This is a genomic window from Slackia sp. (assembly GCF_977041755.1).
Genome location: NZ_CDRRGL010000005.1, coordinates 36,704 through 52,418 on the forward strand (window position 1 = coordinate 36,704; position 15,715 = coordinate 52,418).

At 58.1% G+C, this 15,715-nt stretch carries 13 protein-coding genes; 12 read left to right on the plus strand and 1 reads right to left on the minus strand.

Annotated features, from left to right (window positions below; genetic code table 11):
- Positions 1-121 precede the first annotated feature (121 nt).
- The 5 genes from ACWI8T_RS01190 to ACWI8T_RS01210 all read left to right on the plus strand — a co-directional run bounded on the left by ACWI8T_RS01190 (position 122) and on the right by ACWI8T_RS01210 (position 4,135).
- A complete protein-coding gene (locus tag ACWI8T_RS01190; protein ID WP_294377986.1) occupies positions 122-1,525 on the plus strand; it encodes a 4Fe-4S binding protein in 1,404 nt (467 codons plus the stop codon).
- Between the two features lie 91 nt (positions 1,526-1,616).
- Complete coding sequence (locus ACWI8T_RS01195) at positions 1,617-1,994, plus strand: hydrogenase maturation nickel metallochaperone HypA/HybF (RefSeq protein WP_281668093.1); 378 nt, start codon at positions 1,617-1,619, stop codon at positions 1,992-1,994.
- On the plus strand, positions 1,994-2,671 hold the full coding sequence (gene hypB / locus ACWI8T_RS01200; RefSeq protein WP_337492850.1) for a hydrogenase nickel incorporation protein HypB: 678 nt from the start codon (positions 1,994-1,996) through the stop codon (positions 2,669-2,671). The genes ACWI8T_RS01195 and hypB overlap by 1 nt, the downstream gene beginning before the upstream one ends.
- A gap of 25 nt (positions 2,672-2,696) precedes the next feature.
- Positions 2,697-2,951 (plus strand): dynein gamma chain protein, encoded by a 255-nt coding sequence (locus ACWI8T_RS01205; protein ID WP_281668091.1) that lies wholly within the window; start codon positions 2,697-2,699, stop codon positions 2,949-2,951.
- A gap of 53 nt (positions 2,952-3,004) precedes the next feature.
- Entirely contained in the window at positions 3,005-4,135 is a 1,131-nt protein-coding gene (locus ACWI8T_RS01210) for a hypothetical protein (protein WP_449137632.1), read from the plus strand.
- An 82-nt stretch (positions 4,136-4,217) separates the two neighbouring features.
- Here ACWI8T_RS01210 and ACWI8T_RS01215 read toward each other — a convergent pair whose 3' ends face one another.
- A complete protein-coding gene (locus tag ACWI8T_RS01215) occupies positions 4,218-5,792 on the minus strand; it encodes a sodium:solute symporter family protein (protein WP_449137633.1) in 1,575 nt (524 codons plus the stop codon).
- Between the two features lie 845 nt (positions 5,793-6,637).
- Here ACWI8T_RS01215 and ACWI8T_RS01220 point away from each other — a divergent pair.
- From ACWI8T_RS01220 to ACWI8T_RS01250, 7 genes are all read left to right on the plus strand, one after another.
- Positions 6,638-8,056: an ATP-binding protein gene (locus ACWI8T_RS01220; protein ID WP_449137634.1), complete on the plus strand. Its 1,419-nt coding sequence runs from the start codon at positions 6,638-6,640 to the stop codon at positions 8,054-8,056.
- Between the two features lie 116 nt (positions 8,057-8,172).
- The gene (locus ACWI8T_RS01225; RefSeq protein ID WP_449137635.1) at positions 8,173-10,272 is read left to right on the plus strand and encodes an FAD-dependent oxidoreductase; all 2,100 of its coding nucleotides are present in this window, start codon (positions 8,173-8,175) and stop codon (positions 10,270-10,272) included.
- A 706-nt stretch (positions 10,273-10,978) separates the two neighbouring features.
- Complete coding sequence (locus tag ACWI8T_RS01230; protein ID WP_449137636.1) at positions 10,979-11,806, plus strand: DUF559 domain-containing protein; 828 nt, start codon at positions 10,979-10,981, stop codon at positions 11,804-11,806.
- Positions 11,807-12,557: 751 nt separating this feature from the next.
- A complete protein-coding gene (locus tag ACWI8T_RS01235) occupies positions 12,558-12,926 on the plus strand; it encodes a 3-hydroxyisobutyrate dehydrogenase (RefSeq protein ID WP_449137637.1) in 369 nt (122 codons plus the stop codon).
- Between the two features lie 373 nt (positions 12,927-13,299).
- Positions 13,300-14,010 carry a DNA-3-methyladenine glycosylase family protein gene (locus ACWI8T_RS01240; RefSeq protein WP_449137638.1) on the plus strand — a complete coding sequence of 237 codons (711 nt, stop codon included), beginning with the start codon at positions 13,300-13,302 and terminating at the stop codon, positions 14,008-14,010.
- 36 nt (positions 14,011-14,046) lie between these two features.
- Positions 14,047-15,147: a hypothetical protein gene (locus ACWI8T_RS01245; RefSeq protein WP_449137639.1), complete on the plus strand. Its 1,101-nt coding sequence runs from the start codon at positions 14,047-14,049 to the stop codon at positions 15,145-15,147.
- Positions 15,148-15,400: 253 nt separating this feature from the next.
- Positions 15,401-15,715 (plus strand): peptide deformylase (locus tag ACWI8T_RS01250; RefSeq protein ID WP_449137640.1); only part of this gene is annotated, 315 nt, incomplete at its 3' end.

Consider the following 15,715-nt stretch of genomic DNA (forward strand, 5'->3'; position numbering starts at 1 on the left):
TGAATCGCCGATTCGGAATATGAAAGCCCCTTCCAGGCATTGAGAGAGCCTTCTCAAAAATGTGGCGATTTAATGAACCTACAGCCCAAGGATTGGGAAAAAAGGACTAAAAGGGGTCGAAATGAACGAAAACATGGCTATGCTTGGCCGCCGCAGCTTCTTGATGGGCATGGGCGTCATGGGAGCCGGTATCGTCGGCATGAGCACGGCTGGCTGCTCGCCCAAACCTAAGGAAGAGGAGCACGCTTCCGGTGATGCCGCCAATACGGAGCCCAGCGAGGTTACTGCCGATACCGTCGAGATCATCAATACGCGCGACCTGATGACGCTCGAAGAGCTCAACGCGAAGCGCAAGCAGCTGGTTGATTCCAAGACCGACGACTATGTGAAGGCCGACGGCACCGTTGTTCCTAACGTGTATGTGAAGCTGCAAGCTTTGCTGAACACTTACGGCAATGGCGTCGGCTCCGAGATTCACGACAACAGCTTCAACGAGGTCATGTATCTTTTCAAGCCGGAAGAAGCCCAGGCGTATCTCGAAATGCCCATGGGAGTGATGTTCACGGCCAAGCAGTTCGCCGATGTTTCGGGGCGTGCCGAGGCTGATTGCACCACGGTGTGCGACGACCTGGCTTCGCGCGGCTTGTTGTTCCGTACGGTGTCAAACGGCGAGCCCCAGTACCATCAGCTCGCTGAGGCCCATGGCATTTGGGAGTACAACATGGGCAATTACGAGAAAAACAACGGCGAATACGTGAAAATCCACTCGAGCCAATGGGGCACCGATATCGTCTACCAGCTCTACAATGCCCGCACGAGCTTCTATACGCCGGTTCCCGTGAGCCGCGAGGTGGTCGGCGACAGCTCGATCGCCCTCGAGTACGACGATTACGAGGCTGTGATCAAGAAATTTGACACAATTGCGGTATCTCCCTGCCAATGCCGTTTGAGCCACAAGGCGGTCGGCAAGGAAGACCCGGGCGACCATCCTCTCGAGACGTGCATCACGCTCGGTGAAGAGGCCGAGTACTACATCGCCAACGGCATCGCTCGCCAGATTGATCAGCAAGAGGCGCTTGACATCGTGCACCACAGCGTCGAGTGCGGCATGGTAATTCAAATTTGCAATTCGAAAAAAACCGAGGTCATTTGCTCGTGCCACGGCGATTGCTGCGACATTTTGGGAAGCTATGTGACTATTGCGCAATCGGAGGACCTCAAGCCCGAGGATTTCAACGTCTTCGAGCATCTGAGCCACTACAACCTGCGTCACGATAAGGAAACATGCTTGAAGTGCGGCAAATGCGCCGAGCGTTGCCCGCTGTTCGCGATTACGATGGATGAGGAAACGGGATTCCCCACTGTGAATGGCACCTGCGTGCGCTGCGGCCAATGCGGCACCGTATGCCCGGTTGGCGCCCGAACCCTGCATTTGGCCGACTCGATCCTCGAGTTGCCCGACGATTTGCTTGACGACTACAACACCAAGGCGAAGTACCGCTTTGCCAACGACATGGTGTATTAGTTTCTCACTGTCTAGCCCCTCCCAGCCCCGCACGTCGGCTTCATAGCCGACGTGCGGATTTTATATTGGAATAATCGAACAGGAGCAGCTCATGCATGAGATGGCCCTATGTCGCAATGTGGTCGACATGGTTTTGGAGGAAGCAGACAAGGTCGGGGCACAGCGCGTTTCCGGTGTGTATCTTACCGTGGGCTATTCGCGCGATATCGTGGAGAGCCTTTTCGACGATGTATTCAAATGGCTCAGCCGCGATACGAAGCTCGAGGGCGCGAGCCTGTACATCACGCGCGTCCCCTTCACGGTCAAGTGCCTGGAATGCGGCTACATCTATCACGTTGATGTTCACGACCCCGATACGCTCCCGTGTCCGAAATGCGGTAAGAAGCGCTACACGCTTCACAGCGGGATGGAATTCTTCATAAACGACATCGAAGTGGTAATGCCAAGCGAGCCGATTAAGGAGCAATGATGGAAGAAAAGCGAATCATCCAAGTTAAGCGCGACATTCTTTCGGCCAACGACAGCAAGGCCGACGCATTTCGCCGAACTTTGCGTGAGCGCGGGACGTTCTTCATGGACATCATGGCATCGCCCGGTGCAGGGAAGACGACGTTGCTTTTGGCGCTGATCAGGCAGCTGCGCGCGCTTGGACAAAGCGATTTGGCGGTAATCGAGGCCGATTTGGAGTCGGACGTCGACGCCCTAAAGATCAAAGAGGCCGACGTCACCTCGATTGAACTGAACACGCGAGGGGTGTGCCATGTCGAGATGGGCATGGTCGAAGCTGCCTTCGAGCCGCTCGAATCGATGAACCTCGACTGGCTTTTCCTGGAGAACATCGGGAATTTGGTTTGTCCGGCCGAGTTCGATACGGGCGCACACTGCCGAGTGATGCTGCTTTCAGTCCCCGAGGGCTACGACAAGGTCTACAAATACCCTCCCATGTTCTCGCTTGCCGATGCCCTCATTGTTACCAAGAGCGATTACCTCCCGCTCAATCCCGATTTCAAAATGGACGCCCTGCGCGAGCAAGCCGCGGTTCTCAACCCCGATATAAACATCTTCGTCACATCGGCGCGCACGGGCGAGGGCATCGAAGACCTCGCGCAATGGCTCATGGCCAAGCGCTTCGAAGCGTTGTCGTAGCAAGGGTTTCCCAGGAAGGAAAGATATGTGCACAAACGGAATCAACGTCGGGCAATTTGCCACCATGATCGAGCAGATTGACGACCATATAAAGCTCGAGCGCAGGTGGGCCCACAATCTGGCGCACAAGGCGGAAGATGCGGGGTATGAAGCCGTGCATCAAAAGCTGCACGAGGCGCAACACATGCTCGACGACGTGCGGGCCGTGCTCGACGATGCGAAGGACGCTCTCGACGAAGACGCCGCGGCCGCGACGAATTTCGACGTGAAGCTCGTGTAGGCCGATTTCCTCTGGGCCGTTTGATTTGGAATCTCGTATAGGTTGGAGTATATATGGGCACGCCTCAAATTGCGCGTCTTGCCGATTCGGATGCCGATTTCGAAAGATTCAACGTCGTAAGGAATCGCCCGGCTCCGCGCGAGGACACGCTGCGCACGAACGGCAGCAAGGGCTCTTTTGAGTGGTGGTATACCGATGCCGCCTTCGAAGACGGCACGACTGTTGTGGTGATTTTCTTCGCGAAGAACTATTTCGACGTTTCGGGCCCCGCATGGCCCACCGTTGATTTCGAGGTCACGAATAAAAACGGCGAGCGCGTCAACGTGTTCGTTCAAGGCGAAAAGGGTCGCGTCGTCAGCAGCGCAAAAAATGCGTGCGATGTGCGCATAGAAGATTGCTTCATTCGTTGGCAAGAAGACGGCAGCTACCATGTCCGTTATAAAGACGCGTCGATTACCTACGACGCCATTATGAGGCCCAAGGTTCCTATGTGGCGTCCGGGCAGCGGATACTGGCTGTATGGCGAAGGAAAGCGCGAAAAGCAATTCGGGTGGTTCGTGGCGTTGCCCGAGGCCATTGTCGACGCGACTCTCAGCATGGACGGGGCAATGCGTACACTTTCGGGCGGGCACGGCTATCACGACCATAATTGGGGCAACGTGAGTCTCGACTATATTTTCAACCATTGGTATTGGGGCCGCGCGAAAGTCGGCGAATACAATGTGATCATCAGCGATATGATTCTGCATAAGCGCTACGGGAACAAACGGTTGATGTCGTTCATGTGCGCGCAGGCCGACGCAATCGTGTCCGACGACTCTCATATCACAAAAGCCGAGCGCAGCGGCACGCGTATACATCCCAAAACGGGTAAGTTCATCGATGACTCGATCAAAATTATCCAGCATGTCTCCGACGATGAAGAGTACGTCATCAGCCTCGACCGCAAATACGACATTATGTATCGCAGCCTGCTCGAGGTGGTTTCTCCTCTGAAGCGTAAACTCGCGCAAATGGTGGGCATCAACCCCACATATCTGCGCATCGGCGGTGACGTGACGCTGACGGTCAAAAAAGACGGCAAAGTTGAAACGCATACGCAGGAAGGCCTGTGGGAGCAGTATTTTACTGGTTCGAACAAATATCCGACCATCGAAGGCGTAACGTACAAGGTTGACGAATAAGCACCGGCAAATCGTCGATTGGCTCAGTCGTATCGCGATGAAGACGGCAAGGGCGCCGCGGATTGATTCCCGCGGCGTTTTTTTATGCAACGGGGTCCATTTCCTCCAGGCCTTCCGCCTTCGCTTCGGCCTCAATCTCGCGGTCGGTCGCGCTCTTGCGGCTCGGCAGCGCGATGTCCATGTCGAAATCGACCGGCTTGGTGACCAGGCTCACGAGCGGCACAATCGCAAGCGAGAGCACCATGGCGAGCGCGCCACAGTTGATGGGGCTCGCGATAATCGCGTGGCCGAAGAAGCCTGCGAGCATGTTTCCACTGGTCAGGCCTACGCCAACGGTGAAGCTCGTCCACACGGCCGCCTTCGAGATGCGCTTGGAGTACAAGCCCCACAAGAAGGGACCGAGGAAGGCGCCGGCCAGCGCGCCCCAGCTAATGGACATGAGCTGTGCGATGAACGTGATCGACGAGTTGTACTGCACGAGCGCGATGATCGCGGAAATGGCCACGAACGCCACGAGCAGGCCGCGCATCCATACGAGCTGGCGCTTCTCGTCCATGTTCTTCACCACGTTGTCTTTCAGCAGGTCGAGCGTGAGCGTGCTCGACGAGGTAAGCACGAGCGAGCTGAGGGTCGACATCGAGGCCGAAAGCACGAGCACGATCACGAGGCCGACGAGCAAATCGGGCAGGGTGGAAAGCATGGTGGGGATGATGGAGTCGTAGATGGGCGTGCCTGCGGCCGACATCTCGATTTGGCCCGAGTACAGGCGCCCGAAGCCGCCGAGGAAGTAGCTACCGCCGGCGACGATCATCGCGAAAATCGTGGAGATGATGGCGCCCTGTTTAATGGCGGGGCCGCTTTTGATGGCGTAGAACTTCTGCACCATTTGCGGAAGGCCCCACGTGCCGAGGCTTGTGAGCACCACAACGCCGAGCAGGTTGAGCAAATCGGGTCCGAACATGCTCACGAACGCGCCTTGCAAATCGGGGTTCGTTTCGGCTTGTACGTGCGACAGATCGATGACCGCCTGCGAGAAGCCGCCGTTGCCGGCGAGCACGGCGCAAATCACGGCGGTGATGCCGAACAGCATCACGATGCCCTGCAGGAAGTCGTTCACCACGGTGGCCATGTAGCCGCCGAGCACCACGTAAATGCAGGTGATAAGCGCCATGCCAATGACGCATGCCTCGTACGGCAGGCCGAATGCCATGCCAAACAGGCGCGACAGGCCGTTGTAGACGCTCGCAGTGTAGGGGATGAGGAACACGAAGATGATGGCCGCGGCGGCGATGCGCAGCGCGCGGCTGTGGTAGCGCTTGCCGAAGAACTCGGGCATGGTGGCGGCACTCAAGCGTTGCGTCATCTCGCGCGTGCGGGGGCCGAGCACCCACCAGGCGAGCAGGCTGCCCAAAATGGCGTTGCCGATGCCCACCCATGTGGCCGACAAGCCGTATTTCCAGCCGAATTGGCCGGCGTAGCCGACGAAGATGACGGCCGAGAAGTACGACGTGCCGAACGCGAACGCGGAAAGCCAAGGGCCTACGTTGCGGCCGCCCAGAATGAAGCCGGTTACGCTGCCGGCGTGTTTTTGGCATAGGATACCGATGATGATGGCGATTGCCGCGAAGGCGAGCACCATGGTGATTTTTGCGATCATTAGAATTCCCAATCGGTCTTGCGCGTTTGGGCGCGAACCGATTTCTCGACGGGGCACCCGTTTGCCCTATTCGCCCCTTGTTGAGAAACCGGACCATGCCCAAATGCGCGAAATTACGCGGACATGGAGGCGCACACGACGGCTGCGGCTGCACGCGACGCTGATGCGCGACGCGACGAGCGGCCCTCGTGCGCTAGAGGTATCGATAGGAATAGAGATACTCGGGGTAGCGGCCCGTGTGGGCATGGCAGAAGAAGCCGGCGGCGGCTGCGCAGGTATGTGCGGCGGCGTTGCTCACGCGTGCTCCTTCCAAAATTGGCCCGGGAAGCGGGCGGGATGTGCGACCCTTGCGTGGTGCGCGGCAGGCGTTTATTTCGTCGTGCGCGGTTCCAATTGGTCGCGAAATGCGTTCAGTATAGCGGCGAAATCGCATACGTCAACACTCTAATGCGCTAAAGTGGCAAAAATTGCGATGCTCGGTTGCAGGGAGGGAAGCGGCACGGCCGAATTTCCAAAGCGAACTGCCGGCGGATTCGCTGACGCCTGTCGATCGGGGGGAGTGTCGAGCCTGCTTTGGCGCCCTCCTCGTGTACTGGGCGGGCTCGCGACCGATTCGTAGCCGCAAAGTGTTTCCAGGGATTTCAAGGAAGGCTTCATTCCCTGCCTGATCGCAGAAAACGTTTCTGGGTAGAAAGCAACGGAACGCATTGCGCCCACGATGAGGGGCCCTGCGAAATCGCATCAAGCATCATGGCTGCATCGCGCGGTTGAGCCGCTTCCTTGATGTCTAAGATGCTTACGAGTATCATACTTATAAGCATCTTAATAAAAAGCGAGGTGGGAGCATGTTTGTCGGACGCGATACTGAATTGAAACAGCTTAATCGCATGTATGCGAAAAAAGGTTTCCAGATGGCGGTCGTGTATGGGCGCCGTCGCGTTGGCAAAACCACGCTCATCGATGCGTTCGCCAAAGGGAAGCCGACGCTGTATTTCACCGCGCAACAGCGAAGTTCTTTGCAAAATCTCATGCAATTCTCGCGCGCCGTGTACGCCTTTTTTGGCATGCCGGAAGATTCAGGGGCGTTTCCCGACTGGCGCAGCGCGTTTTCGTTTATTGCCACTATGGCTGAGCGACGTGGGGATGACCCATTTCTTTTTGTGTTCGACGAATTTCCTTATGCCGCTGAAACCGAGCCTTCGTTGCCTTCTGTTTTGCAGATTGCTATCGATCACGAGCTCAAGAAGACGAACGTGCGCATTATTCTGTGCGGGAGCAACGAAGGATTCATGGAAAGCGAGGTGCTGGGGCGAAAAAGCCCGCTTTACGGGCGTCGCACCATGCAACTGAAGGTCAAGCCGTTCGATTGCTTCGATGCCGCGCTCATGCTGCCAGGACTCACGCCCGAGCAATGCATCGCGTACTATGCGACGTTCGGCGGAACGCCGTATTACCTGGCGCAGATAGACTCAGATGCCAGCTACGAGGAAAACGTTGCCGAGCTCATGTTCAGCACATCGGGCATTCTCTACGAGGAGCCGCTCATGCTTTTGCGACAAGAGCTGCGCGAGCCGGCTCTCTACAACTCGATTCTCGACGCGATTGGCTCGGGCGAAACTTCGCCGAAGCGTATAGCCGAGCGTGCGGGCGTTCATGCAACTTCTATTTCGAAATATCTTAAAACTCTTGTTGACCTGGGGATTGTCAATCGTGAAGTGTCTTTTGGCGAAAATCCCGATACGTCGCGCAGGGCGTCATACGCCCTCGCTGACCCGTTTTTCGCGTATTGGTACGCGTTCGTGAGCAGAAATGTGGGCGCCATCGAAGCCGGGGCTGGAGTTGCCGCGGCTCAAAGAAACGCATTCGGGCAGGCGCTGTCGACATATGCGGGCAAGCAATTTGAAACGGTGTGCATGCAGTGGGTCGTTCGCAAAAACCTCGCAGGCGAGCTTCCGTTTTTGGCGTCATCGTTCGGACGCTGGTGGGGAATCGACCCGCGTGATAAGGCCGAGACCAACATCGATCTCATTGCCGCCGACAGACAATCGAAATCGATTCTGTTGGGTGAGTGTAAATGGTGCAATTCGTTCGACGAATCGAAAGCGATCGAAATGCTTGAGCGTCGTGCACCGCTCGTCAAGGGTTTCTCGCGACGTTTGTATTGTCTGTTCACGAAGAATGTGCCGAGCGAGGTGACGCGCAAAAAGGCAAGCGCGCGGGATGATTTGATGCTCGTTTCGGCCAATGAGATGTTCGAAGCGTAACCAATTGGCCGCTTCTTCTCTTTCGCCGCGGGCGATGTTGGGCGTGCGTGATAGGGCTGTTTTGACGCTGAGGCGTTTCGTGCATGCTTCGGTGCGTTTTATTGCGGGAGGAAATCGTGCATATCGAATCGGAATCATCGTTTGACGTGATTGTTGTAGGCGGCGGCATTGCCGGATGCTGCGCGGCAATCGAGGCAGCGCGCGCTGGTGCTTCGGTGTGTCTCGCGAGCGCGTCGGGCGTCTTTTCCGGTTCGAGTTTCTATCCGGGAACGTGGGGCTTGGGGCTTATCGGTCCGCGCGACGCAGCCGATATCGACGATATGATCGAGACGATTCTGCGCGTCGGCCGCGGCGTGCCCGATGCGGCGCTCGTCGAATCGTTCGTGCGGGGCATTCCTGAAGCTATTGCCGCGCTTGAAGCGATGGGCGTTTCTTTGAAGCGGCCTGCGAACCCTGATGAGCCGCAATACATTCCCTGCTTCGACCATTCGCTGCGCATGTGGCGCGGGCTTGAGCGCGACTCTATGAAACGCGGCTTTGAACGGGCTCTTTGCGAAGGAGGAGTTGCTCGTTTCGACAGGTGCGAGCTGCTCGATATCGCTATGGACGATGGGTGTGTGCGCGGCGCGCTGTTTTTCGATCATTCGGCCAAACGCTTTCGTGCGGTGTCGTGTGGGGCAATCGTGCTTGCGGGAGGCGGCGTGGCTGGGCTTTACAAGCGCAGCCTTTCCGCTTCGGGCAATTCCGCGACGGTTCAGGCGCTTGCCGCGCGTTGCGGCGCGCGTTTGGTGAATTTGGAATTCATGCAAATCATGCCGGGACTCGTGTCGCCGCGCCGCAACATCGTGTTCAACGAAAAGGCGTTTCGTTTCGCGCGTGCTTGGGATGCGTCGGGCGAGCCGATCGCGCGCGATGTCCTTGAGGCTCGCAGCGAGCATGGGCCGTTTTCGTGCGAGCGAACAGGCGCGCCGCTCGATTTCGCCATGGAAGTATGCGGCGATGAGGGCATGGAAATCACGTGCGACGTGGGCGATGGCTCGCCGGAATTCGTGCGCACGTTTTCCGAGTGGCTCGAGCGGGAATGCGGCGTTTCGGCGAGCGCTCCTGCGCGCATTGCGCCGTACGCGCACGCGTCGAATGGCGGCATCGCGATTGACGAGCATGGCTCGTGCGGCGTGCCGGGCCTGTTCGCGGCCGGCGAATGCACGGGCGGCATGCACGGCGCCGATAGAATCGGCGGCCTCGCGAGCGCGAATGCGCTGGTCTTCGGCCGTCGCGCGGGCGTTGCTGCGGCGAAATTCGCGAGAGGGTTTGTAGACGAGTGTGCGGATGGGGGCGTGAATGCGGGCATTGAAGCCTCCGATTTCGCAAACGTGAACATATCGGCTTTGAACCGCGGGATCGGCGCGGGAGGCTGTGATGGCGTAGGCGCTGCGATGCGCGCGCGTCAAGATGCCTATGATGATGCGGATGATTGCGCGGGGCGTGTTGGCGATGATCGCACGGGAGACGCCCTGAGCGCTTGTGCGCGCGGAGCAGGCGAGGCCGACGGAGGAATCGCGGGTGCGCCTGGTCTCGGTTGCCTTTTCGATGCAGGAAGCCGCGAAGATTCCGATGCGGAGGGAATCGCAAGCCAAAGCGATTCTTGCAACGCTCGCTGCACGGAAAACTCTCATTTCTCGTTGGGCCGTGAATGTGAATCGGTTTCGTTTGAAATTGAGGAACGTGCATGTTCCTCAAGCAGCGCGATACTTCGTGAATTGCGTGAGACGATGTCGGCGCACTGCATGATTTCCCGCGACGCCGAAGGGCTAAAGGCGGCGGCAAGTGCGATTTCCGCTCTTCAGGCGCGCATTGAGGAACCGGCTTCCGCGTCTGGGCTTGCGTCTGCGGCCGTGGTAACAGTCGCGCCTGCATCTATGGCTGCGCCTGCACTTACGCCCGTACCCATGGTTGCATCAACGCCCGCGGCTGCGGCCATGACCATGTCTTCACTTGTGTCTGGGCTTAAGCCCGAGCCTGCGCTTAGGTCTGCGCCTTCACCTGCGTCTGAGCACGCGGCGATGGCTACGCTCACGCCGTCTTCCGATGCTGTGTCGATTGCCGCCACCATGAGAATTCGTTTGCAGCTCGAAACTGCAAGCGCGACCGTCGCGGCAATGCTCGCGCGCAAAGAAAGCTGCGGCTCCCACTATCGCAGCGACGCCGTCCAGTAGTCGGCGATGCGATTCGTTTGCCGGTGGTTTTACTTGGTGATGCGGCGTTGTGGCTCAGCAATCGGCGGTATCGCCCAGCAACGGCGATGCGGTTCGGTGCCGCTGAGGCCGGCTTGGCAGCTGGCAATGATGGCTGGTGGCGCGGTGTGGCGACGCGCGGCGCGGGGCTGGTTCGGTGTCGTCAAAAACTACTCTGCGAGCACGTTGCGCGTTAGGGATTCGCAGGAGCGAAGCGGAGTCCGCGCGTGATTCTGTGGGGACCGACAACGCTCGGTTTGGGTTTCGACGTGAATTCCGCGGCTTTTGATCATGACTTTCGCGGTGTTTGGAGATGCTATTCGTGCTGTTTGGGCATGAAAATCGTCGCCTTCGAGCATGGACATCGCGACTTTCCAGCATGGATTCCGCAGTTTTCAGGCACGAATCTCGCGGCCTCCAGGCAAGGATTCGGCAAGGTTTTCGCGTTAGAGTCTTCCGTATGACTATTTGCCTTGCACATATGAGCGCGCTCCAATACTGGAGGGCCGTGCGATGTGGGCTTCGCCCGAAGCCTCGCGCGGCTCGCGTTGCGTTGCCCGCAAAAACGAATCGGAGCGAAATCGCGTCTTTGCTCGATGAACCATGGGCGAGTGAGGTGTTTTCGCCGTCCCAGCAACCGATTCACATTGCGATTTCGGCGCGAAACGGCAAAAGAAATAGACCCGGAGTGGTGTGCCACGATATTTGCGATGCTTATTTCTCGGGAAAAGCGATGCGCATCGACGAAAAGACGTTCGTGCTGTCGCCCGAGGCGCTGTTTCTTCAGCTCGCTCGCTCCTTGTCGGTAGAGGCTCTCGCGCTTGTTGCGTGCGAATTGTGCGGGTTGTATTCGATGAGGACCGATGGGTCTGATTTCGTCTCAGCGAAACCCGTTTCAAGCGTTACGTCTCTTTTGTCGTTTGCGTCTTCGGTCGAATCGTATCCTGGAAATGCGAAAGCGAAAAAAGCGCTCAGTTTTTCGGTTGATAGATCGGCGTCGCCCGCCGAATCGGAGCTCGTCGTTCTGCTCTGCGCCAAGCAAACGTTGGGTGGCTATGGCTTGCCGCTGCCGATGATGAACTATCGGGTCAATGTGGTTGGCGAGGGTCGCAAATGCACGCCTCGAAAGTTCTTCGTACTCGACCTGTTTTGGCAGAGCGCCCGCCTCGATGTCGAATACGATAGCGATGCGTTCCATACTTCCGCGGCTGGCATCTCGAGCGATGCCGAGCGGCGCAACGCGTTGCAAGCGATGGGCTTCTCGGTGATCACGGTAACCAATGGCCAGGTTTCTTCGCCGGATTTGCTCGACGATGCGGCATGCGCTATTGCACGGACTTTGGGAATTCGTTTTCGCCATTCGTGCAAGACCTGGAACAAGAGGCGTTTTGCTTTTAGGCGCAACTTGCGTGCCGCACGGAAGCTTGTGCAGCACGGTGCGCCCGCATGCAGTGCAGCGATTTCGGAACCTCCTGTCGCAAAATGCCGGAAGGGGGCCTCATTGCACGGGGAATAAGGAGGAGAATCTTGATTCTGAGCCTCTATGGCCTGCTTCTTAAAGCTTTGACCTGGGCTTTCTAAATCCGCTCGTTGTGGTTGCGGTTAAGCGCGAAGGAAAAACGGGCCCCATTCTGGCGTTTTCTGACATATAAAGTCCGAATCGTTGCAGTAAGGCCCCATTGAGACATTTTCTGACATGGGCATTGGTTCGGCCCATGCGGCATGGAGACATACATCTCCGTCTCGTGCTGCCAGGTGGATGCGCGGTTTGGCCCATGCGGTATGGAAGCGTATGGGAATGCGCATGGCTCATGAGGTATGGAAACATATTGGAATGCGCACGACCCATGTGGTATGGGGCATGCGGGAATGCGTATGAACTATATGGGAATGCGTATGAGCGGCGCGGCTATTTCCGTGGCGAATGGGCGCCGATGCTGTGCGGCATGCGGAATGCGTGGGGTGGGGTGATCGCAGGCGGCGTTGCCGTAGGCCGCATTGTCGCAATGGTCCATTGCCGAAATGGCGTATTGACGAAATGCCGTATTGCGCTGCCGTGTTGTTGCAACGACGCGCTGCCGCATCGAGGCGTTGTTGCGGCGTTAGCTGGCGTGTCGGTGCATTGACATGTTGTCGCGCTGCCGCGCTGCCGCATTCCCGTGTCGCAAAAATGGCACGCATTTGTCGTTGGCCGCCCCTCGTCGAGGGGCTGGCATGCAAGCATTATTATGCAAAGCGTAATGAACGCCGAAGAAAGGGGCTATCCCATGGAAAAGGAATTGTTCGATTACGTGGCCGAACGCGTCGAAGTGCTCGCGACCAACGATACAAGCACGCAGATCACCAAAGACGCAGCCGCTGCGTGGAAGGCTGCCGTCGCGGCGGATGCGGGCGATGAGGCGGTCAAGGCCGCTACCGACAAGCTGCTTGACGTGCTCGAAGGCCGCCCCACGACCATCGACGGCGTGATTGCATTTGCCGAAGGCCCCGCCAAGCAGCTCATGGGCGAAGAGGTCGCTGCGGCGATGCTCGCTGAGCAGCTCAAGCGCAAGGAAGCCGGCGCGAAGTACTGCAACTGCCCGTCGTGCACCGCGGCAAGCGAGCTGCTTGCGAAGTTTGGCCGCATCGAGCTGTAGGTTTCTGCTCACTTAAGCTCGCAGGGGGCCGCTTGGGCGGAGCGTCTTCAATGGTGGCGATGCTGGAACCTCGATAGACACTTCGACAAGGGACTTCGGCAGGGACTCCAGAGGGACGTTTCGAGAAAGAGGCTCAACGAAGGCTCATAGGGCTTAAATCGGCGTTTCGATGTGGCTTGATGAGGCCCAGTAGAAACTCATTAGAGACCCAGTAAAGGCCCAGTAGGACCTTGGTTGGGGCCCAGCGAGGCCTGATAGGGAATCCGGTAGGGCGCGGTAGGGCCTGGTCGAGGCTTGATAACGCTCGGCAGGAACTTGGCCCCAAAAGGATTCCTTCCCAGCCCACATCCCCAAGCTGCAAGGAGGTGCTCTGTTGACGCGCTATTTCGAATATGGCACCGACGCCATTGAATACCTCAAGGCGAAAGACAAAAAGCTCGGTGCCGCGATCGATGCGGTGGGCGTTGTGCGCCGGGAAATGGACGAGAACGATTTGTTCTCGGCGATCGTGCATCAGATTGTCGGTCAACAAATCTCGACCGCAGCTCAGGCGACTATATGGAATCGCATGCGGGAGCGCTTGGGCGAGGTGACGCCTGCTGCCGTGCGCGCCGCAGCCGAAGAAGAGCTGCAGTCGTGTGGCATCACGTTCACGAAGGCGCGGTACATGAAAAGTTGTGCCGAAAAAATCGCTTCGGGGCAATTCGATTTGGATGCGGTGCGCGAGATGGACGACGCCGAAGCCATCACGGCGCTTTCCTCGCTCGAAGGCGTTGGGGTTTGGACCGCAGAAATGCTGCTGCTCTTTTGCTTGGGCCGTTCCGATATTTTGAGCTACGGCGATTTGGCGATCCATCGCGGCATGCGCATGGTGTACCACCATCGCAAAGTGACGCGCGAGATGTTCGAGCGATATCGCCGCCGCTACAGCCCCTATGGCAGCGTGGCGAGTCTTTATTTGTGGGCGATATCGAGCATGGATGTGCCTGGCTACGAGCGGGACTATGCGCCGAAAAGGGCGAGGTCGACGAAGGAAGGGAAGCCGGGCGGCACCAAGGCTGGGGAAAGGGCTAAAAGGGGATAGAAAGAAGAAGGCTCTCGCTCGCCTTAGGGAGCGCTCGTGAGGTTGAGCTTCGAATGGGCTATCATTCAGGGTATGAAAACGACGTTGAACATAGCGGGCGAGCGCGTAACGGTTACGACCTTTGGCGATGGGGCCAGCGCGGCTTTTGACGGCATGGATTCTGTGGTTTGCGACGACATGAAGCTAGCGGTTCTCGACGACAAGCGCTTTGCTCTTTCGCGCAGTGGGGTCTCTCTGCCCTCCGGCGACGAGTCTTCCGCGTCCCTGGCGCATGAATCTCGCATGTCGTTCGGCGCCGACAGCCTTGCGCCTAGAATCGTCGAATCGCGCGTGCCGCCCTACGGCGGACGCCGTGCGGCCTTTGACGACGCGAGCCTCGTTCTTGAAGCCGCCGAATCGCGCGTGCCGCCCGATCGTGGCCCTCGTGCGCCCTTCAGCGGCTCGAGCGTCGGGCACGACGCTGTCGAATCTCACGTGCCGTTTGTGTACATGCACGAAATCCAAGACGAAAGCGACGCCGTGTTGAAGCGGTGCGCAGAATTAGGCTGTCCGCCGTTTGTGCTGGTCGCGATTCATGTTCTCGAATGGAACGACATGCTTACGCCATGGGAATGCCCAGGCATTTTTGCCGATGACGCGCCGTTTGCAGGCCACGCGGAGCGTCAGCTTGAAATACTTTCGGAAATCGTGCAGAAGACGGAAGAGCAGCTTGGCGCGCGGCCGAACCATCGTTGCATCGCTGGCTATTCGCTTGCGGGGCTGTTCGCAACCTGGGCGCCGTTTCAAACCGATCTATTCGATGCCGTCGCGAGTGCGTCGGGCTCGATGTGGTATCCAGGCTTTGCAGAATACGTTGAGGCTGGCACGTTCGACCGCTCGCCGCGGTGTGCGTATTTCTCGCTTGGGTCGAAGGAAGCGCGCACGCCGAGCCGTCTTTTGCGCGGCGTGGCCGACGGCACGCAGCGCGTTGTCGACGCCTTCAGAACGAAAGGCATCAAGGCTGTTTTCGAAAGCAATCCAGGCAACCATTTCAAAGAACCCGATTTGCGCATGGCGAAGGCGATTTGCTGGGCGGTTTCGAATTGCGGCAAGGACGGACCATCGAAGTTGGGGGAGTGCGAGTTGGGATGCGAGTAGCCGGCGGATACCCTGAGCGATTCGCGGAGTGCTTGCGGTGTCGTTCTTGCCGCTGTGAGCGTTTGGCGCGCCGCCGATTGCCGATTAACGTCGCCGACTGCTGAATGCCGATCGCTGATTGAAGTCGTCAATTGCCGATTGGTGATCGCTAATCGCCGGTTGCCGTTGTTGCCTCCATGCTTCTTCCCAGGGCTGCCTCCCCTGATGAATTGCGTTTTATGTTTCAGCATGCGACCACTTGAAAGGATTCTCCATGATTCGTCCTATCGTAAAGTCCTCTGCGCTGCTCTCGACGCCGAGCGTCGATGCCACGCCCGCCGATGCTGCCGTGGGCCAAGATCTGCTCGACACGCTTGCAGCGCATGCGCACGAATGCGTGGGGCTCGCGGCGAACATGATTGGCGTGCGCAAGCGCGTCATCGTGGCCGCGTGCGCGGGCGGAGCGGTACTCATGTATAACCCCGAAATCGTGGAAGCGTCGGGCGAGTATCAAACCGAGGAAAGCTGTCTGTCGCTCGAAGGCTCGCGTCCGTGCATGCGCTACAGGCGCATCAGAGTCGCTTATATC